Source organism: Variovorax gossypii (assembly GCF_003965815.1).
Classification (GTDB): Bacteria; Pseudomonadota; Gammaproteobacteria; order Burkholderiales; family Burkholderiaceae_C; genus Variovorax; species Variovorax gossypii.
On the sequence record NZ_RXOE01000002.1, the window covers coordinates 304,569 to 324,463 of the forward strand.

Sequence of the window (19,895 nt, forward strand, 5' to 3'; positions counted from 1 at the left end):
CAGAAGGCGTCGCCGCATCGACTCAGAAGGCCGAGCGCGGCAGCAGCGCCGGTATCAGCGTGCGGTTCATCCGCTCGCGCCACCAGCGCAGCGCCTGTCCCTGCGCCCCGGTCTTCCAGGCCAGCCAGAAGGCTTCGGGAGCGCGCGGTTCCTCGGTGGGCAGCTCGACCAGCGTGCCGCGCCTGAGCTCGTCGACGATGCAGGCGCGCGGCAGGAAGCCGTGGCCCAGTCCGGCCACCTGGCAGGCGATCTTCGCGGGCATCGAGGGCACGGTGATGCGCGGCTGGCCGGCCAGCAGGCCGACGGTGCGTTCCGAGAGCGTGCGTGCGCTGTCGCCCACCACGATGGCGTTGCACTCCAGCAGGTCGCCGCGCTGCAGCGGCCGGCCCAGGCGCGTGAGCGGGTGCGTGGGCGCCACGCAGAAGGCGAAGTCGAGGCTGCCCACGGTCACGGCCTGGTAGCCGCCGCCGGCCGGGCCGTCGCCGGCGGCGATGACGATGTCGGCGCGGCCCTCGCGCAAAGCCTCCCAGCTGCCGGTGAGCGCCTCGCAGCCGATGCGCAGCCGCGTGCCGCAGCGCAGGTCTTCGAAGGCGCGGATGTCGCCGATGAGGGCCTGCGTGGGAATGAGCGAGTCGTGCACCAGGCGGATTTCCGACTCGTAGCCGGTGGCGATCTGGCGCATGCGCGATTCGAGGTCGCTCGCGGCGCCGAGCAGCCAGCGGCCTTCCTTGAGCATTTCTTCCCCGGCGGCGGTGAGGCTCACGCGCGGACCGTTGCGCTCGAAGATCAGCATGCCGAGCTGCTCCTCCAGCTTGCCCACGGCATAGGAGATGGTGGAGGGCACCTTGTTCAGATGCGAGGCGGCTGCGGCGAAGGAGCCGTGGCGCGCGATGGCATCGACGATCTCGATGGCTTCCAGGCTGAGCTTGAGCATGCGATGGCCCGTGGAGGGTGGAAAATCTATGTTCGAAAAATTCGAACGTTGAATATGAAAAGTTTCGTCGATGACGGCCTCTTGGCCCACGATGATTCGTTCCATGCCAAGGAGATTTCTCTCCGGAAGCGATTGTGAATCAGATCGAACATTCAACCAACCCATAGGAGTTTTTCACATGTCCATCAAAGCCACCCCCACCGCCGGCGCCAAGCTGCTCACCCCCACCGACCACACGCTGGTGATGATCGACTTCCAGTCGCAGATGGCCTTCGCCACGCACTCCATCGACGCCGTGAACCTGCGCAACAACGCCGCGCTGGTGGCGCAGGCGGCGGCCGGTTTCGGCGTGTCGACCATCCTCACGACGGTGGCCGAGAAGAGCTTCTCGGGCCCGATGTTCAGCGAGATCACCGACGCCTTCCCGGGCCAGAAGATGCTGGACCGCACCTCGATGAACACCTGGGAAGACGCCGCCGTGATCGAGCGCGTGAACCAGATCGGCAAGCCGCGCATCGTGCTGGCTGGCCTGTGGACCAGCGTGTGCATCGTGGGCCCGGCGCTGTCGGCACTCGACCAGGGCTTCGAGGTGTACGTGATCGCCGATGCCTGCGGCGACGTGTCGACCGAGGCGCACAACCGCGCGATGGAGCGCATGGTGCAGGCCGGCGCGCAGCCGATGACCTCGCTGCAATACCTGCTCGAGCTGCAGCGCGACTGGGCCCGCGGCGAAACCTACGAGCTGACCACCGGCATCGCGAAGAAGGTGGGCGGCGCCTACGGCCTGGGCGTGACCTACGCCAAGACCATGTTCGGCGCGCACGAAGGCTGATCGACAACACCGAGGCCGACGAGATCATGAAGCCCTATGTCCTGTCGCTCGCGCTCGGCCTCCTGGTCGGCGTGATCTACGCACTCTTCCAGGTGCGCTCGCCGGCGCCGCCGGTCATCGCCCTGGTGGGGCTTCTCGGGATCCTGCTCGGCGAGCAGATCCCGCCGCTCATCAAGAGCGTGATCAAGCCCGACGCGGTGGCCACCTCGTGGCTGCACCACCAGGTCAAGCCGCACGTGTTCGGCGAACTGCCGAAGTGCGCGCAGCCGGCGGGCGCGAACACCGCCGAGGCCCCGTCCTCCGGAAGGCGTGACGCATGAACCCGTCCGCAGACCCCAGCCGCCGGCGCCTCCTCGGAGCGCTCGGCGCCACCCTCGCAGCCCCCGGCCTCGCGGTCGCCTCTTTCTCCGACACCATGACCACCAACACCGCAACCCCAGACCTGATCCTGCACAACGGCCGCTTCACCACGCTGGACCGCGCCAACCCGGTGGCCGACGCCGTGGCCATCAAGGACGGCCGCTTCACCCGCGTGGGCCGGGCCGAAGACGTGCTGCCGCTGGCCGGCGGCGCCACTCGCGTGATCGACCTGCAGGGCAAGCGCGTGCTGCCGGGGCTGATCGACAACCACCTGCACATCATCCGCGGCGGCCTGAACTTCAACATGGAGCTGCGCTGGGACGGTGTGCGCAGCCTGGCTGATGCGATGTCGATGCTCAAGCGTCAGGTGGCCATCACCCCCGCACCGCAATGGGTGCGCGTGGTGGGCGGCTTCACCGAGCACCAGTTCGTGGAAAAGCGCCTGCCGACCATCGAGGAGCTGAACGCGGTGGCGCCAGACACGCCGGTCTTCATCCTGCACCTGTACGACCGCGCGCTGCTCAACGGCGCCGCGATGCGCGCCGTGGGCTACACCAAGGACACGCCCGCGCCTCCCGGCGGCGAGATCGTGCGCGACAGCGCCGGCAACCCCACGGGCCTGCTGCTGGCCAAGCCCAACGCGGCCATCCTCTACGCCACGCTGGCCAAGGGCCCGAAACTACCCTTCGACTACCAGCTCAATTCCACGCGCCACTTCATGCGCGAACTCAACCGCCTGGGCGTGACCGGCGCCATCGACGCGGGCGGCGGCAACCAGAACTATCCCGACGACTACGAAGTGATCCAGAAGCTCGCCGACGACGGCCAGCTCACGATCCGCCTGGCCTACAACCTGTTCACGCAGAAGCCCAAGCAGGAGAAGGAAGACTTCCTCAACTGGACCGCCAACTCCAAGTACAAGCAGGGCGACGACTACTTCCGCCACAACGGCGCCGGCGAGATGCTGGTGTTCTCGGCCGCCGACTTCGAGGACTTCCGCCAGCCGCGCCCCGAGATGGCGCCCGAGATGGAAGGCGACCTCGAAGGCGTGGTGCGCATCCTGGCGCAGAACCGCTGGCCCTGGCGCATGCACGCCACCTACGACGAGACCATCAGCCGCTCGCTCGACGTGTTCGAGAAGGTCAACAAGGACACCCCGCTGGCCGGCCTGAATTGGTTCTTCGACCATGCCGAGACCATTTCCGAGAAGTCGATGGACCGCATCGCCGCGCTGGGCGGCGGCGTGGCCGTGCAGCACCGCATGGCCTACCAGGGTGAATACTTCGTGGAGCGCTACGGCGCCGCCGCGGCCGAGGCCACGCCGCCGGTCAAGCGCATGCTGGAGCGCGGCCTGAAGGTCTCGGCCGGCACCGACGCGACGCGGGTGGCCTCGTACAACCCGTGGGTGTCGCTGTCGTGGCTGGTCACGGGCAAGACGGTGGGCGGCCTGCAGATCACGCCGCAGCGCAACCTGCTCGACCGCGAACAGGCGCTGCGCATGTGGACCGAGAACGTCACCTGGTTCTCGAACGAGGAGGGCAAGAAGGGCCGCATCCAGGCCGGCCAGCTCGCCGACCTCGTGGTGCCCGACCGCGACTTCTTCGCCTGCCCCGAATCGGACATCGCCGACACGACCGCACTGCTGACGATGGTGGGCGGCAAGGTGGTCTACGGCGCCGGTGCTTTCGCCTCGCATGACGAAGGCTCGGTGCCGCCGGCCATGCCCGACTGGTCGCCCGCGCGCACCTTCGGCGGCTATGCCGGCTGGGCCGACAAGAAGGAAGGAGCGCCGCTGCAGAAGGTGATGCGCAATGCGGCCATGTCCTGCGGCTGCGCCAACAACTGCAACGTGCACGGCCACAGCCACGCCACGGCCTGGAGCAGCAAGCTGCCCGTTGGCGACCTGAAGAGCTTCTGGGGCGCACTCGGCTGCGCATGCTGGGCGGTGTGAGGAAGATGACGATGCGCTGGACAACCACACCCCTGCTGCGCTGGATCGCCCTGTTGCTGCTGTGCGCGGCCTACCTGCAGGGCGGCCTGCAGAAGGCCTTCGACTTCCCGGCGGCCATTGCCGAGATGAACCACTTCGGCCTCTCGCCCGCCGTCCCGATGGCGATCGCCGTGATCGTGCTGGAGCTCGGCGCCGCCGCGATGATCCTCACCGGTCGCTTGCGCTGGCTCGGCGCGCTGGCCCTGGCCGGCTTCACGCTGATGGCGACCTTCGTGGCACTGCGCTTCTGGCAGATGCCCGTCGGGCAGGAGCGCTTCATGGCGGCAAACTCCTTCTTCGAACACCTGGGGCTGGTCGGCGGCTTCCTGCTCGTCGCCTGGCTCGACCTGAAGGAGCGTGCACATGTCTGATACCTCGCACGGCGCAACAGCGCCGGCTCCGCAACCCGGAGCCTTCGCGCCTCTTCGCCAGCCGGTCTTCGCGGTGCTCTGGGCCGCCACGGTGCTCGGCAACATCGGCAGCTTCATGCGCGACGTGGCCAGCTCGTGGCTGGTGACCGACCTGTCGGCCAGCCCGACGGCGGTGGCGCTGATCCAGACGGCGGCCACGCTGCCGATCTTCCTGCTGGCCATTCCGGCGGGTGTGCTGTCGGACATCCTCGACCGGCGGCGCTTCCTGATCTTCGTTCAGCTGGTGCTGGCGGCGGTGAGCGGCACGCTGCTGGTTCTCTCGCACACCGGCGCGCTCACGGTGGAATACCTGATCGCGCTGACATTCGTGGGCGGCATCGGCGCGGCGCTGATGGGGCCCACTTGGCAGTCGATCGTGCCGGAGCTGGTGCCGCGCTCCGACCTGAAGGGCGCGGTGGCGCTCAATTCGCTGGGCATCAACATCGCGCGCTCCATCGGGCCGGCGGCGGGCGGGCTCATCCTCGCGAGCTTCGGCGCGGCGGCCACCTACGGCATCGACGTGCTGAGCTATGTGTTCGTGATCGCGGCGCTGCTGTGGTGGAAGCGTCCGCCGGCTGGAGACACCGCGCTTTCGGAGAACTTCCTGGGCGCCTTCCGTGCCGGCATGCGCTACACCCGCGCCAGCAAGGAGCTGCATGTGGTGCTGCTGCGCGCGGCGGTGTTCTTCCTGTTCGCCAGCTCGGTGTGGGCGCTGCTGCCGCTGGTGGCGCGCCAGATGCTCGGCGGCAGCGCCGGCTTCTACGGCGTACTGCTCGGCGCGGTGGGCGCCGGCGCCATCGGCGGTGCGCTGGTGATGCCGCGCCTTCGCGCCCGGCTCGATGCCGACGGAATGATGCTGCTGGCCTCGCTCCTCACCGCTGCGGTGATGGGTGCGCTGGTCTTCGCGCCGCCCAAGTGGCTGGCCGTGGCGCTGCTGCTGGTGCTGGGCCTGGGCTGGATCGTGGCGCTGACCACGCTCAACAGCGTGGCCCAGTCGATCCTGCCGAACTGGGTGCGCGGACGCGGCCTGGCCGTGTACCTGACGGTGTTCAACGGCGCGATGGCGGCCGGCAGCCTGGGCTGGGGCCTGGTGGCGCAGCAGGTCGGCGTGCCGATGACGCTGGTGGCCGGCGCCGTGGGGCTGGTGGTGGCGGGCCTGGTCTTCCACCGCGTGCGGCTGCCGGCCGGCGAGGCCGACCTGCAGGCATCGAACCACTGGCCGGAGCCGCTGCTGGCCGAGCCGGTGGCGCACGACCGCGGGCCGGTGATGATCCAGGTCGAGTACCGCGTCCGCAAGGAGGACCGCCCTGCGTTCCTGGATGCGATGAAGCGCCTGTCCCTGGAGCGCCGCCGCGATGGCGCCTACGCCTGGGGCGTGCACGAGCACACGGCCGACCCGGAGCGGGTGATGGAGTGGTTCCTGGTCGAGTCGTGGGCGGAGCATCTGCGCCAGCACCACCGGGTGTCGCATGCCGACGCCGACCTGCAGAGCGACGTGCTGCGCTTCCACATCGGGCCGGACAAGCCCGAGGTGCATCACTTTCTTGCGCTCTGACTTTCTCCGGCGGCTGCCGCCGGACTTCGAGGAAAGACTTTCTTTCCTCCCTTCTTTCCCTTCACCTGACTTCACTGAAAACCATGACAACTCTCACACTGCGCGACGGCACCGAGCTCTACTACAAGGACTGGGGCTCGGGCCAGCCCATTCTCTTCAGCCACGGTTGGCCGCTCAGCGCCGACATGTGGGATGCCCAGATGCTGTTCTTCGCGGAACGCGGCTACCGCGTGATCGCGTTCGACCGGCGCGGCTTCGGCCGCTCGAGCCAGCCGTGGACAGGCTATGACTACGACACCTTCGCCGACGACATCGCCGAGCTGATCGAGAAGCTCGACCTGAAGGACGTGATCCTCGCGGGCTTCTCGATGGGCGGCGGCGACGTGACGCGCTACATCGCGCGCAAGGGCAGCGCCCGCGTGGCCAGGCTCGCGCTCATCAGCGCCGTGACGCCGTTGTTCATGAAGACGGCCGACCACCCGGTGGGCCCCGACGCCTCGCTGTTCGCGGGCATTCGCGCCGGTCTGGCCGCCGATCGCCCGCAGTTCCTGGACGACTTCAGCACGCTCTTCTACGGCACCAATCGCCCCGGCGCCAAGGTGTCGCAGGGCGTCTTCAAGCAGACCCTGCAGATCGCGCTGCAGGCCTCGATCAAGGCCACCATCGACTGCGTGACCGCGTTCTCGGAAACCGACTTCCGCCCCGACATGGCTAGGATCGACGTGCCCACGCTCGTGATCCACGGCGACGACGACCAGGTCGTGCCCTTCGAGGCCACCGGCAAGCTCGCGGCCGAGATGATCAAGGGCAGCCAGCTCAAGGTCTATGCAGGCGCGCCGCACGCCACTTGCACCACCCACAAGGACCAGGTGAACGCCGACCTGCTGGCGTTCATCCAGGGCTGATCGTCCGTGGCGTCCGCGGCGCATGCGCGGACGCCTTCTTCCCCACTCGAGACCATCTTCATGACCACGCCTCCTTCCCCTGTCGTTCAGGACAATCCGTCGAAGCACCGTTTCGAGTTCGCATCGCAAGGCGAGCGCGCGGTCGCGATCTACACCCTTGCGGGCGACGTCATCACCTTCGTCCACACCCTGGTGCCCGAGGCGCTGCAAGGGCAGGGCGTCGCCAGGCAACTGGTACTCGCGGGCCTGGCCTCCGCGCGCGAGCGTGGCCTGCGCGTGGTTCCGCAGTGCCCCGTGTTCGCCGCCTACATGCGCGCGCACCCCGAAACGCACGACCTGCTGTCCGACGAAGGCCGCGCGCTGCTCGGTCTCTGAGACGCCCGGCTTCCCGGCGCTGCAGGGGAGGGCTTGGGCCCATGGTCGCCAGGGGCGATGGCCGTGGCGATAATCCCGGGATGCGAATCCGCTTTACCAAGATGCAGGGAGCCGGCAACGATTTCGTCGTGCTGGACGAAACGCGCGGCACGCTGGGCCTCAGCGCCGCGCAATACCGCTTTCTGGCCGACCGCCACTTCGGCGTCGGCGCAGACCAGATCCTCACGGTGCGCCCTTCGCCTGCCGAAGGCGTCGACTTCCAGTACGTGATCCACAACTCCGACGGCGGCGAGGTGGAGCAGTGCGGCAACGGCGCGCGCTGCTTCATGCGCTTCGTCAGCGAACACCACCTGACCGAGAAGAAGCAGGTGCGCGTGCAGACGCTTTCCGGCGTGATCGAACCCCGCATGGGCGGCGACGGCCGCGTGACGGTCGACATGGGCGCCCCCGTCTTCGAACCCGCGCGCGTGCCCTTCGACCCCGCCGGGCTCGACCCGCAGCCCGAAGGCGCCTGGCACAAGTGGCACCTGGCCCTTGGCACCCGCGCCGGCAGCGCTATCGTTTCAGTAGCTGTGCTCTCCATGGGCAACCCGCACGCCGTGCAGGTGGTCGACAACGTCGACACCGCCCCGGTGGCCGAGCAGGGCCCGCAGATCGAGCACCACCCGCGCTTTCCGCAGCGGGTGAATGCGGGGTTCATGCAGGTGGTCGACCGTTCCAACATCAGGCTGCGGGTGTTCGAGCGCGGCGCCGGCGAAACGCTGGCCTGCGGCACCGGCGCCTGTGCGGCGGTGGTGGCGGGCATCCGCCTCGGGCTGCTGGAGCGCCGCGTGGACGTGCAGACGCACGGCGGCGTGCTGACGATCGAGTGGCAGGGGGAGGGCCAGCCGGTGCTGATGACCGGGCCGGCCGTCACGGTCTTCGAGGGAGACATCGAGGTGCCGGAGCTGCCATGACCAACTTCACGAGCAACAACAACGACGCCAACGCCATGAACCCGATCACCGAAGACGACATCGCCAACTACCTGGCGAACACGCCCGACTTCTTCGAGCGCCATGCCCAGTTGCTGGCGCAGGTGCAGCTCACCAGCCCGCACGGCAACCGTGCCGTGAGCCTGCAGGAGCGTCAGGCCGAGATGCTGCGCGAGAAGATCAAGGCGCTGGAGCATCGCCTGATGGACATGATGCGCCACGGCACCGAGAACGTCGTGATCGCCGACCGCCTGCAGCGCTGGACCAGCGGCCTTCTCACCACCCGCGAGCCGCGCAGCCTGCCGTACCGCATCGCGGTCGACCTGCAGTCGCTCTTCCTGGTGCCGCAGACGGCCATCAAGGTGTGGGACTGCGGCAGCGAATACCTCAACGAGGCCTACGCCCAGTGGGTGAGCGACGACGTGAAGGCGCTGGCCACCTCGCTGACCTCGCCCTACTGCGGGCTCAATTCGGGCTTCGAGGCCGCCAACTGGCTGCCCGAGCCGCAGGCCGCGATGTCGATCGCGCTGATTCCGCTGCGCCCCGACGCCGAGTCGCCGGCCTTCGGCCTGCTGGTGCTGGCCTCGCCCGACGCGCAGCGCTTCAACGCCGAAATGGGCACCGATTTTCTCGAGCGCATCGCCGAGCTGGCCTCGGGCGCGCTTTCGCGGCTGCGTCCTTGAAACGTCCGCGCTGGTTGCGGCGGCCCTGGCAGGTCGCGCTGGCCTGTGGGTTGGCGGTCGTGGCGCTGGTGTACGCGGCCGTCGGCGCTTTCATCTGGCGTCATTCCGAAGAACTGCTGGCGCACCCGCCGCAGCGGCAGGCCGACGCCGCGCTGGTGCTCGGCAGCCGCGCCTACCTCGACGGCAAGCCCCATCCGTGCCTCACAGGGCGGGTTGATACCGCCCTGGCGCTGGCGCGCGCCGGGCTGGTCAGGCAGCTGGCTTTCTCGGGTGGCGTGGATCTGGAGGACAGCCGCATCGAGGCCATCACGATGCAGGAGCACGCCATCGCCTCGGGATTCACCGGGCCGATGGTGCTGGAGCCTGCGTCGACCTCCACCCGGCTGAACCTGTCGTTGTCGCGCCCGCTGCTGCTGGCGGCCGGCGTGCGCAGCGTGGTCATCGTGTCGGAGCCGTTCCACCTGTGGCGCGTCGAGCGGCTGGTGAAGATGAGCGGCTTCGACAAGAGCTTCGACGTGCAGTACGCGGCGGCGCCCACCTCCTGCTGGCAGGCGCTCGGGCCGTTCTCGAAGGGCGCATTGCGCGAGCCGGCGGCCATCATCAACAATGCCGGGCATGGGTATCTCTTCTGACCCGGCTGCATCCGCTCCGACGACTTCCCCGGACTGGATCGAAAAATACCTGGAGTACGTGCGCGTCGAGCGCCGGCTCGCGGCGCGCACGGTCGAGCTCTACGCCTTCCACCTGCAATCCCTGCGCGAGCACGCCGACGAGGCGAAGCTGCCGCTGGACCGTGTGCAGACCGCCCACGTCCGCCGCTGGATGGCGCAGCTGCACAGCGCCGGGCGCGAGCCGCGCGGCATTGCGCTGGTGCTGTCGTGCTGGCGCAGCTTCTACCGCTGGCTGGGGCATGAGGGGTTGGTCGGCTTCAACCCGGTGCAGGACGTGCACGCGCCCAAGGCCGGCCGGCCGCTGCCCAAGGCGCTGGGGGTGGATGACGCCGTGCGGCTCGCCGAGCTCTACGACCCCGAGGCCGACCCGTGGACCGAGGCGCGCGACGGCGCGATCGTCGAGGTGCTCTACGGCTGCGGCCTGCGCGTGAGCGAGCTCACGGGGCTCGACGTGCGGGCGAGCAACACGGCGCGCGGCTGGGTCGATCTCGATGCGATGGAGGCCAGCGTGCTCGGCAAGGGCAGCAAGCGCCGCATCGTGCCGATGGGCGGCAAGGCGGCCGAGGCGCTGCGCGACTGGCTCGCGGTGCGCGACGATTGCCCTGGCCTGACCACGGCCCGGCTGCGCGACCCGCAGGCCGCCGGCGCGCTCTTCATCAGTGCCAAGGGCATGCGGATGTCGTCGCAGGCGGTGTGGAAGCTGCTGCGCGAGCGCAGCCTCAAGGCCGGCCTTGCGGCACCGGTGCATCCGCACATGCTGCGCCATTCGTTCGCCAGCCACGTGCTGCAGTCGAGCAGCGACCTGCGCGCGGTGCAGGAGCTGCTGGGCCACGCCAACATCGCGACCACGCAGGTCTATACGCGGCTGGATTTCCAGCACCTGGCCAAGGTTTACGACGCGGCGCATCCGCGCGCCAAGGCCCGGGAAGACAAAGACAAGTAAGCAAACACAAAAAATGAAAACCCTTCGCCTCAAACCCGGCAAGGAGCGCTCGCTGCAGCGCCGCCATCCCTGGGTGTTCGAATCCGCCATCGCGCGCGGCGGCGCCGATTCCGGCGAGACGGTGCGCGTCGAGTCGCACGACGGCACCTTTCTCGCATGGGCCGCCTTCAGCCTGCTTTCCAAGATCCGTGCGCGGGCCTGGAGCTTCGTCGAGACGCAGCGCATCGACGCGGCCTTCCTCGCCTCGCTGTGTGCCCGCGCCGTGGGCGCGCGAGGCCTCTTCGACCTGCAGAGCGACGGCGTGCGGCTGGTGCATGGCGAGGCCGACGGGCTGCCGGGACTGATCGTCGACCGCTACGGCGACACGCTGGTCGCGCAGTTCCTCTCGGCCGGCGTGGAGCGCTGGAAGGGCGTGCTGGCCGATGCGCTGCTCAAGGCCACGGGCCTTTCGAAGCTCTACGAGCGCTCCGACGCCAGCGGCCGCGAGCGCGAGGGGCTGAAGCCTGTCACGGGCTGGCTGCGCGGGGAAGGGCCGACCGAGATCGTCATCCGCGAGCACGGTTGGAAGCTCTCGCTCGACATCGCCACCGGCCACAAGACCGGCTTCTACCTCGACCAGCGCGACAGCCGCCAGCGCTTCGCCGAGCTGGCGCAGCACCGGCGCTTCAGGCGCGTGCTCAACTGCTTCTGCTACACGGGCGGGTTCACCGTCGCGGCGCTGGCGGGGCTGAAGGCGGCGGGTGCGCTGCAGGGCGCGCAGCTGGTGTCGGTCGATTCCTCGCTGCCGGCGCTGGAGCGGGCGCGCGGGCATCTGGCGCTCAACGGCTTCGAGGGGCAGGGCATCGAGACCGAGTTCCTCGATGCCAACGTCAACACCGTGCTGCGCGAGTTCATCGACCAGGGGCGCACCTTCGATGCCATCGTGCTCGATCCGCCCAAGTTCGCGCCTACGGTGGCGCATGCCGAGCGCGCATCGCGGGCCTACAAGGACATCAACCGGCTGGCGCTCAAGATCCTGGAGCCGGGCGGCGTGCTGCTGACCTTCTCGTGCTCGGGCGGCATCAGCGCCGACCTGTTCCACAAGATCGTGGCCTCGGCGGGGCTCGACGCGGGCGTGGACGGCTACATCGCCGAACGGCTGGGCGCCGCGCCCGACCATCCGATGACCATCGAATTCCCGGAAGGCGAGTACCTGAAGGGCCTGGTGGTAGTCCGGAAGCCCGCCTGAAGCGGGGCTTGACCCTGCCGCCAACGCAACTCAGTGGCATTGGCTAAACTGCCGGGCCGCGCCTTCCACGGCCCCCATTTCCTGTTTTCCGCTTCCGGAGCACTTTCCCCATGGCCCTCATTCCCGCGACCATCCTCACCGGCTTTCTCGGCTCGGGCAAGACCACGCTGCTCAAACGCATCCTGACCGAGGCCCACGGCCAGAAGATCGCGGTCATCGAGAACGAGTTCGGCGAGGAGAACATCGACAGCGACATCCTCGTGACCGAATCGAAGGAGCAGATCGTGCAGATGAGCAACGGCTGCGTCTGCTGCACCATCCGCGAAGACCTGCGCGAGGCGCTGCAAGTGCTGGCCGCCAAGAAGCGCCAGGGCCTGCTCGATTTCGACCGCGTGGTGATCGAGACCACCGGCCTGGCCGACCCCGGTCCCGTGGCCCAGACTTTCTTCATGGACGACGAGATCGCCGAGAGCTACCTGCTCGACTCGATCCTCACGCTGGTCGACGCCAAGCATGCGCCGCAGCAGCTCAACGACCGCCAGGAAGCGCGCCGCCAGGTGGGCTTTGCCGACCAGATCTTCATCAGCAAGAGCGACCTGGTGTCGGCCGACGAGACCGACGCGCTGATCCACCGTCTGAAGCACATGAACCCGCGCGCGCCGCAGCAGAAGGTGCATTTCGGCGAGGTGCCGCTGAAGGACGTGTTCGACCTGCGCGGCTTCAACCTGAACGCCAAGCTCGACATCGACCCCGACTTCCTGACGGAAGACGACCACGATCATCACGACCATGACCACGTGCATGGCGAGCACTGCGACCACCCCTCGCACAAGCACGAGGGCCATGGCCACCATCACCACGTGGACGACGACGTCAAGAGCTTCGTCTACAAGGCCGACCGCGCCTTCGATCCGGCGAAGCTGGAAGACTTCCTGGGCGCGATCGTCAACATCTACGGCCCGCGCATGCTGCGCTACAAGGGCGTGCTGAACATGAAGGGCACCGAGCGCAAGGTGATCTTCCAGGGCGTGCACCAGCTCATGGGCAGCGACCTGGGCCCGGAATGGGGCAAGGACGAGGCGCGCCAGAGCCGCATGGTGTTCATCGGCATCGAGCTGCCGCGCGAGATCCTGGAGCAGGGGCTGGAGCAGTGCCTGGTCTGAGCCTGAACTGAAGGCTTCCTGAAAAAAACGGCGCTGGCCTCCTGGGGCCAGCGCCGTTTTTCATTGGGGCAGGGCGGCTTTACTTGCCCGCGCCACCCATTCCGCCCAGCGGCTTGCCGTTGACCTTCAGGGCGCCGTCGCTGAACTCGACCTGGGCGGTGACGTCGTCGCCGTCGCGCTTCACGAAGCCGCTTTCCTCGCCCTGTTCGACCAGGCCGGCCACCATTTCAGGCGGAGGCGTCTGGCCGCTCTCGGCGCCGGTCTCGGCCAGTTTCTCGAGCCACTTCATGGGCAGCCGCGCGTGGGCCTTGAGCACGCCGCGCTTCATCATCAGCGCCGTACCCGGCAGCTGCAGGTCTTCGTCGGTCACGCCGGCCATGCCGGCCGAGTAGCCGAGTTCGGCGCGCTTGCCGTCGATCTCGACCAGCAGCTTGTCGATGCCGGCTTCGGGGGAGTACTTGGCCATGGCCTTCAGGTCGGGCGTGAGCTGCTCGACCAGCGCCTGCATGGCCGCCTGGGAGGCCTTGCTGCCGCCCTTGCCGCAGCTGTTTGCGGCGCTGGACTGCATCCAGGCGTCGGCCAGCTTCTTGTAGCCGGCGCCGTGGATGCGGCGCGCGCCGCTGGTCAGCTCGAACTTGTCGATTTTGGTCTCGCCGATCTTGCCGGTGCCCTTGAGGGTGCCGGTGGACATGTAGAGGCCGTCCTTGATGCTCGCATCGCCCACCAGGTCGATGTTCTGCAGCACGACGGCCGGCAGCGCCTTCGGCGGTTCCGAGCCGTCCTCGGCCGCTTTCTTCTTGACCGTGAACTCCAGGGAATCGAGCCGGCCCTCGCTCTTGCCGGTGGCCAGGAACCAGCCGGAACTGCTGTCCATGTCGGCCTTGGCGACGAGCTTGCCCATCTTCATGGTCACGCCGCTCTTCACGTCGTTGAAGTCGAGGCCGGGCATGCTCAGGTCGTAGCGGGCCTGGGTGCGCGCGGCGTTCACGTTCACGCGGGCCTGCAGGCCCTGCCAGTCGAGGCGGCCCTTGCCGTCCTCGGCCAGCTTGGCGGGAGCGACCGTGAAGTCGGTCGTGAAGGCGCCGTCGAAGCCGACCTTGGTGCGGGCCGACAGGGGCTTGGCCTCGCCGAAGAGCTTCTTGACCTCGGCCTGCGCCTTGGCGTCGAGCACCAGTTCGCTGTCGATGGTGGCGGCCGCCAGCGTGCCGCCGGCCAGCGGGCCGTGGTGGATGGTGTCGCGGATGGTCAGGCGCAGCTGCTTCGGCGGCTTGATGGCGGGGGTGTCGTCTTCCTCGCCGTCTTCCTTTTCCTCTTCGTCCTGGCCGGCGGTGGGCTGGCTGGCAGCCGGGCTGGCGGCGGCATCGGCCGCGCAGCCGATTTCCAGCGTGACGGTGCTGACGGCGCCCAGGAAGCCGCGTTCGTACTTGCGCTCGGTCACGCGCACCAGCGCGGTCTGCTTCGGCAGCTCGTCAAGCGCGGTGTCGTAACGGGACTTGATCTGCGAACCGGCCCACCAGGTGCTGCCGCCGTAGGCGACCGCGATGGCCGCGGCCAGGACTCCCAAAACTGCTTTCTTGTTCAAGGCTTGTGCTTTCTTCTGTCTGTCTTGCGATTGATCGGAATGATCGGATAAGCCCCCTGCGCCATATGGACAAGGGCCGGGGCCCGCGCGCCGCCCCCTCCGGCGGCGCCGGGCGATGCTAACGGAGTCGGACGGCACGCCGGAACATGTCCCGCGCCGTCGAGTTCTCTATACAATCGCGCGCCTGTTTCGCAAGCCACGTCCTGCTCCCAAGGACAAGATGTGACTTCCGGCACGGGGCGCCATACGTTTCTGGCGGGCTTTCGGGGGTATAACCCCGGGGTTCGCCACTTGGCGGGCACCCCGACAACGGGGCCCGTGCGGTCTGAAAGCCGCAAGGGGCCTCATGGGAGGAGACACCCAGTGAAAGCGCGTTCCAGTTCGTCCAAGGAGCCAGTCACCGTGAAGAAACCCGCCGCCAAGGCTACGCCAGCAACCAAGCCCGCCGTCAAGAAGGCGACGGCTGCGAAGCAGGCTGTACCTGCGGCCAGGAAGGTTTCCGGTTCCGCGACCAAGGAGAAAAGCGCGCCATCCAAAAAGCCCGCAGCACCACCGGCCAAGGCCGCGACCGCTGCGACAAAGAAGTCCGCCAAGCCTGCAACTGCCGCCACCAAGACCGCGGGCGCGGGCTCATCGTCATCCAAACCCGTCGGCCGCCCTGCTGCCGTTCCTTCTGTCCCCCCGATCCCCATGAAAAAAACGGCTGCCGCCTCCACTTCCGCCCCGGCGACACCCTCGATGCCCGCTCAAACCGCCACGCCCGCACCCGCCGCGCGTGGTGGCCGCGTGTCCCGGCTGTCGCAACTGACCGTCCCCTCGATGCCGCAGTCGGTGGCATCGACGGCCGCCAAGTCCACTTTCTCGCAAAGCCACTCCAACGCGCTGGTGCCTCCGCCGCCCCTCGCCATCAAGAAAGATCCGAAACTGGCCAACAACTGGAAAACCAAGTCGCCCGCAGAACTGAGCGATGCCGAAGTCATCGCCATGCCGGACGACGAGTACATGAACGAAAAGCAGATGGCGTTCTTCCGCCTGAAGCTCGAGGAGCTCAAGCGCGGCATCCTGGAGAACGCCGGCGAGACCACCGAGCACCTGCGTGAAGACACGGTGGTCGTGCCCGATCCGGCCGACCGCGCCACCATCGAGGAAGAGCACGCCCTCGAGCTGCGTACCCGCGACCGCGAGCGCAAGCTGCTCAAGAAGATCGAGCAGTCGATCCAGCGCATCGACGCGGGCGACTACGGCTACTGCGACGAAACCGGCGAACCCATCGGCGTCGGCCGCCTGCTGGCCCGCCCGACCGCGACGCTGTCGCTCGAGGCGCAGCAGCGCCGCGAGCTCAAGCAGAAGATGTTCGGGGATTGAAACAAAGCAAGGTAGATAAAAGCCAGCCTCTTCGATAGCCTCCGCCGAATGCCAAAGGAAGAATCGGGCCGCCTTCTGTCCAAGGTGGCCAAGTTTGTCCGCAATCCCCTGAAGGATTGGTCGGAGCTGGATGCCCCTGCGTCCGCTTCGCCCTCGGATTCGTCGCTGCCCGCGCAGACCTACAGCCGGGAGATGCTCAAGGAGATGATCGAGCGGCGCCAGCGCAACGATTTCGTGCGCCGGCGCGAGTTCGACATGCTGCGCAAGCTGCGCCAGCGCGAAGCCGCGGCGCATGCCTTCGAGGCGACGGTCACGCCGTCCTCGTTCAATATCAACAGCTCCTCCGAAAGGTCGGAGGGCCGCGCGCTCACGCTCAAGAAGATCGACGAGATCGAGCAGCAGATGTCGCAGCAGTGGTGGAAGGGGCGGGGGCCGAACGGCGAAACGCTCGTCAATCCGCCGCCCGACGCCGGCGCGGAAACCCTGCCGCCGGTGCACACCGACGAATTGCTCTCCGAGCCCGCGGAGGCCCTGCCCGCCGCGGCGGTGACCCCGAGCGGCGGCGCCGCTCCGGCCGTGGCCGAAGGCGTGCCGCTGCTGTCGTCGCGCCTTGCGCACGACGGCGCGCTCGAGGAGGCGGTGATCCGCTTCGCGCACGGCGACGACACGGGCGCCGAGGCGATCCTGCTGCAGGCCCTGGCTTCCTCCGAAGGCGCGTCGATTCCCGATGGCGGGCACGATGCAGCCGCCGAGCGCGACGACAGCCGCTGGCGAGCCCTGTTCGACCTCTACCGCGCGACCGGCGATGCCGCCAAGTTCGCCGCCGCGCGCATGCGCTATGCGCAGCGCATGCGGCGCATGGGGCCCGACTGGGTTTCGCTCGAAGAGCTGGCCCGCAGCGTCAAGGCCGTCACTGCCAGCGAGGAGGCTGCCGGAGCCGCCGCCGATGGTGCCAGCGCTCATGCAGACTGGACCTGCCCCACGCGCCTGGGGCGCGAGGGCCTGATGGACCTGACGCGTGCGCTGTCGAAGGCCGGCTCGGTCTGGACGCTCGACTGGCGCGGCCTGCATGCCGTCGAGCCCGAGGCCGCCGCGCCGCTGCGCGTGCTGTTCACCCACTGGGCCGATTCGCCGGTGCAGCTTCGCTTCATGGGCTCGGCGCAGCTGCTGGCCGTGCTGTCCGAGGCCGCGCCCAACAACGAGCGCGGCACCGACGAGGTCTGGTGGCAGCTGCACCTGGCTGCGCTGCGCATGATGCACCTGCCGGACGACTTCGAGCTGGTGGCGCTCAACTACTGCATCACCTACGAGGTGTCGCCGCCCGCCTGGCAGGACCCGAAAGGCGAATGCACCTCGCTGGCCGCGCCGCCCGCGAGCCGGCCCAGCTCGGTGTGGTCGCTGCTGTCGGTCGGCGGCGATTCGGAGAGTTTTCCCTCCACCGACAGCGGCTTTGCCGCGCTGGCGGGCGACCTGCGGGGCGAGTCGCTTTCGAACTGGCAGCGGCTGGACCACGATCTGCGCCACACCACGGCGCCCGTCATCTCGTGCGCCGCGCTGCTGCGCATGGACCTCGCGGCGGCGGGCACGCTGCTGAGCTGGGTGCGCACGCGCGATGCCAACGGCGAGCGCGTGCAGTTCGTCGATGCGCACCGGCTCATCGCGGCGCTGTTCAACCTGGTAGGCATTGCCGATCACGCGACCGTGGCAGTTAGAAAAAACTAAGGGCCCGGCCGGCCCTTGCGCGGGTTGCATTGCTTTTGGCCACCCCCAGATGGCTGCGATGGAACAGTTTCACGGCACCACCATCGTGAGCGTGCGCCGCAAGACCCCCCAAGGCGACCAGGTCGCCATCGGCGGGGACGGGCAGGTCACTCTCGGCAACATCGTCATCAAAGGCACGGCGCGCAAGGTGCGCCGCCTCTATCACGGCAAGGTGCTTGCCGGCTTCGCGGGCGCCACGGCGGACGCCTTCACGCTCTTCGAGCGCTTCGAGGCCAAGCTCGAGAAGCACCAGGGGCACCTGACCCGCGCAGCGGTCGAGCTCACCAAGGACTGGCGCACCGACCGCGTGCTGCGCAAGCTCGAGGCCATGCTCGCCGTGGCCGACGCCACCACTTCCCTCATCATCACCGGCAACGGCGACGTTCTGGAGCCCGAGGACGGCGTGATCGCCATCGGCTCGGGCGGCGCCTATGCCCAGTCGGCGGCCAAGGCGCTGATCGAGAACACCGAGCTCTCGGCCGAGCAGATCGTGCGCAAATCGCTGGCGATCGCCGGAGAAATCTGCATTTACACGAACATGAACCACACGGTGGAAGCGCTCTGACCATGTCCATGACCCCCCAGGAGATCGTCTCCGAGCTCGACAACCACATCGTCGGCCAGCCGGCCGCCAAGCGCGCCGTGGCCATCGCCCTGCGCAACCGCTGGCGCCGCCAGCAGGTCGACGACAAGCTGCGCCACGAGATCACGCCGAAGAACATCCTCATGATCGGCCCCACGGGCGTGGGCAAGACCGAGATCGCCCGCCGCCTCGCGCGGCTGGCCGACGCGCCCTTCATCAAGGTCGAGGCCACCAAGTTCACCGAGGTGGGCTACGTGGGCAAGGACGTCGATTCGATCATCCGCGACCTGGCTGAAATCGCCGTCAAGCAGACCCGCGAGGCCGAGAGCGTGAAGGTGCGCGCGCGTGCCGAAGATGCCGCCGAGGAGCGCATCCTCGACGTGCTGCTGCCCGCGGCGCGCGGCGCCGACGGCACCGCTGCCGCGACCGACTCCAGCAACGCCACCCGCCAGGCCTTCCGCAAGAAGCTGCGCGAGCACCAGCTCGACGACAAGGAGATCGAGCTCGACCTCGCCGAGGCCCGTGCTCCGCTCGAGATCATGGGCCCCGCCGGCATGGAGGAAATGACCGAGCAGCTGCGCGGCATGTTCGGCCAGCTCGGCGGCGGCAAGCGCAAGACGCGCAAGCTCAAGATCGCCGAGGCGCTGCGCCTTCTGACAGACGAGGAGGCCGCCAAGCTGGTCAACGAGGACGAGATCCGTACGCAGGCGATCGCCAATGCCGAGCAGAACGGCATCGTCTTCATCGACGAGATCGACAAGGTCGCCACCCGCAGCGAAGCCCAGGGCTCCGACGTGTCGCGCCAGGGCGTGCAGCGCGACCTGCTGCCGCTGGTGGAGGGCACGGCCGTCAGCACCAAGTACGGCGTGGTGCGCACCGACCACATGCTGTTCATCGCGAGCGGCGCCTTCCACCTGAGCAAGCCGAGCGACCTGATTCCCGAGCTGCAGGGGCGCTTTCCGATCCGCGTGGAACTGCAGTCGCTTTCGGTGGCGGACTTCGAGAGCATCCTCACGCAGACCCGTGCTTCGCTCGTGAAGCAGTACCAGGCGCTGCTCGCCACCGAGGGCGTGACGCTCGAATTCACTCCAGAAGGCGTGAACCGGCTGGCCACCATCGCCTTCGAGGTGAACGAGCGCACCGAGAACATCGGCGCGCGCCGCCTGTCGACCGTGATGGAGCGCCTGCTGGATGAGGTAAGCTTCGACGCGACCCGCCTCGAAGGGCAATCGATCCGCATCGATGCCGCCTATGTCGACCAGCGCCTTGCGGCACTAAGTCACGACGAAGACCTTTCGCGCTTCATCCTCTGAAGCCGCTTCTCCTTCCCCCTGTAACGGGGGAATCCTTCACGCATCACTTTCACTGCGTGAGCTAAGTACTTCATTTTCAACGAAATTCGCCGATTCCAAGGATTTGGAATCGGCGCTAAGTCGTTGATTCCATTACAAAAAATAGCCCAAACGGCCAGTTGCTTCCGAAGTGTTTCCTGCTACAGTGCAAAAAAGTGCAGTTAAGTGGGAAAAAGTGCGAGTAGTGCCTCTTTCGGGTGCTGCAGCACTCCCAACACAGGGGTTTCGT

19 protein-coding genes are annotated in these 19,895 nt (G+C 68.0%); 17 read left to right on the top strand and 2 right to left on the bottom strand.

Annotated elements, in window-relative coordinates; genetic code table 11:
* Positions 1-22: 22 nt before the first annotated feature.
* Positions 23-934, bottom strand: a complete 912-nt coding sequence (locus EJP69_RS09145; RefSeq protein ID WP_093299703.1) for a LysR family transcriptional regulator — start codon at positions 932-934, stop codon at positions 23-25.
* A 178-nt stretch (positions 935-1,112) separates the two neighbouring features.
* On the opposite strand from EJP69_RS09145, the gene EJP69_RS09150 reads away from it, so the two are divergent.
* The 13 genes from EJP69_RS09150 (at position 1,113) to EJP69_RS09210 (ending at position 13,023) form a co-directional block, all read left to right on the top strand.
* Positions 1,113-1,766 (top strand): hydrolase, encoded by a 654-nt coding sequence (locus EJP69_RS09150; RefSeq protein WP_126469587.1) that lies wholly within the window; start codon positions 1,113-1,115, stop codon positions 1,764-1,766.
* Positions 1,767-1,792: 26 nt separating this feature from the next.
* Positions 1,793-2,086 carry a DUF1427 family protein gene (locus tag EJP69_RS09155; RefSeq protein ID WP_126469589.1) on the top strand — a complete coding sequence of 98 codons (294 nt, stop codon included), beginning with the start codon at positions 1,793-1,795 and terminating at the stop codon, positions 2,084-2,086.
* Between the two features lie 95 nt (positions 2,087-2,181).
* Positions 2,182-4,077, top strand: coding sequence for an amidohydrolase (locus tag EJP69_RS09160; RefSeq protein WP_170217122.1), 1,896 nt, complete (start codon positions 2,182-2,184; stop codon positions 4,075-4,077).
* Between the two features lie 11 nt (positions 4,078-4,088).
* Positions 4,089-4,487 (top strand): DoxX family protein, encoded by a 399-nt coding sequence (locus tag EJP69_RS09165; RefSeq protein ID WP_093197255.1) that lies wholly within the window; start codon positions 4,089-4,091, stop codon positions 4,485-4,487.
* Positions 4,480-6,081, top strand: coding sequence for an MFS transporter (locus EJP69_RS09170; RefSeq protein WP_093196988.1), 1,602 nt, complete (start codon positions 4,480-4,482; stop codon positions 6,079-6,081). The genes EJP69_RS09165 and EJP69_RS09170 overlap by 8 nt, the downstream gene beginning before the upstream one ends.
* Before the next feature lie 83 nt (positions 6,082-6,164).
* On the top strand, positions 6,165-6,986 hold the full coding sequence (locus EJP69_RS09175; protein ID WP_126469593.1) for an alpha/beta fold hydrolase: 822 nt from the start codon (positions 6,165-6,167) through the stop codon (positions 6,984-6,986).
* Positions 6,987-7,046: 60 nt separating this feature from the next.
* Positions 7,047-7,361, top strand: coding sequence for a GNAT family N-acetyltransferase (locus EJP69_RS09180; protein ID WP_126469595.1), 315 nt, complete (start codon positions 7,047-7,049; stop codon positions 7,359-7,361).
* Positions 7,362-7,441: 80 nt separating this feature from the next.
* Positions 7,442-8,317, top strand: a complete 876-nt coding sequence (gene dapF / locus EJP69_RS09185) for a diaminopimelate epimerase (RefSeq protein WP_126469597.1) — start codon at positions 7,442-7,444, stop codon at positions 8,315-8,317.
* Entirely contained in the window at positions 8,314-9,018 is a 705-nt protein-coding gene (locus EJP69_RS09190) for a DUF484 family protein (protein ID WP_093196977.1), read from the top strand. Before dapF ends, EJP69_RS09190 begins: the two co-directional genes overlap by 4 nt.
* Positions 9,015-9,650, top strand: a complete 636-nt coding sequence (locus tag EJP69_RS09195) for a YdcF family protein (protein WP_206169307.1) — start codon at positions 9,015-9,017, stop codon at positions 9,648-9,650. Before EJP69_RS09190 ends, EJP69_RS09195 begins: the two co-directional genes overlap by 4 nt.
* Positions 9,634-10,632, top strand: coding sequence for a tyrosine recombinase XerC (locus tag EJP69_RS09200; protein ID WP_126469599.1), 999 nt, complete (start codon positions 9,634-9,636; stop codon positions 10,630-10,632). The genes EJP69_RS09195 and EJP69_RS09200 overlap by 17 nt, the downstream gene beginning before the upstream one ends.
* Positions 10,633-10,645: 13 nt before the next feature.
* On the top strand, positions 10,646-11,860 hold the full coding sequence (locus tag EJP69_RS09205) for a class I SAM-dependent rRNA methyltransferase (RefSeq protein ID WP_126469601.1): 1,215 nt from the start codon (positions 10,646-10,648) through the stop codon (positions 11,858-11,860).
* 110 nt (positions 11,861-11,970) lie between these two features.
* Positions 11,971-13,023 (top strand): CobW family GTP-binding protein, encoded by a 1,053-nt coding sequence (locus EJP69_RS09210; RefSeq protein ID WP_126469603.1) that lies wholly within the window; start codon positions 11,971-11,973, stop codon positions 13,021-13,023.
* Positions 13,024-13,102: 79 nt separating this feature from the next.
* Here EJP69_RS09210 and EJP69_RS09215 read toward each other — a convergent pair whose 3' ends face one another.
* Positions 13,103-14,605 (bottom strand): YdgA family protein, encoded by a 1,503-nt coding sequence (locus tag EJP69_RS09215; RefSeq protein ID WP_126469605.1) that lies wholly within the window; start codon positions 14,603-14,605, stop codon positions 13,103-13,105.
* A gap of 402 nt (positions 14,606-15,007) precedes the next feature.
* On the opposite strand from EJP69_RS09215, the gene dksA reads away from it, so the two are divergent.
* From dksA to hslU, 4 genes are all read left to right on the top strand, one after another.
* Entirely contained in the window at positions 15,008-15,970 is a 963-nt protein-coding gene (dksA, locus tag EJP69_RS09220; protein WP_240652156.1) for an RNA polymerase-binding protein DksA, read from the top strand.
* A gap of 84 nt (positions 15,971-16,054) precedes the next feature.
* A complete protein-coding gene (locus EJP69_RS09225; RefSeq protein WP_240652097.1) occupies positions 16,055-17,692 on the top strand; it encodes an STAS domain-containing protein in 1,638 nt (545 codons plus the stop codon).
* 58 nt (positions 17,693-17,750) lie between these two features.
* The gene (gene hslV / locus EJP69_RS09230) at positions 17,751-18,296 is read left to right on the top strand and encodes an ATP-dependent protease subunit HslV (protein WP_007832466.1); all 546 of its coding nucleotides are present in this window, start codon (positions 17,751-17,753) and stop codon (positions 18,294-18,296) included.
* Between the two features lie 2 nt (positions 18,297-18,298).
* Positions 18,299-19,627 carry an ATP-dependent protease ATPase subunit HslU gene (hslU, locus tag EJP69_RS09235; RefSeq protein ID WP_093196961.1) on the top strand — a complete coding sequence of 443 codons (1,329 nt, stop codon included), beginning with the start codon at positions 18,299-18,301 and terminating at the stop codon, positions 19,625-19,627.
* Positions 19,628-19,895: the final 268 nt, after the last annotated feature.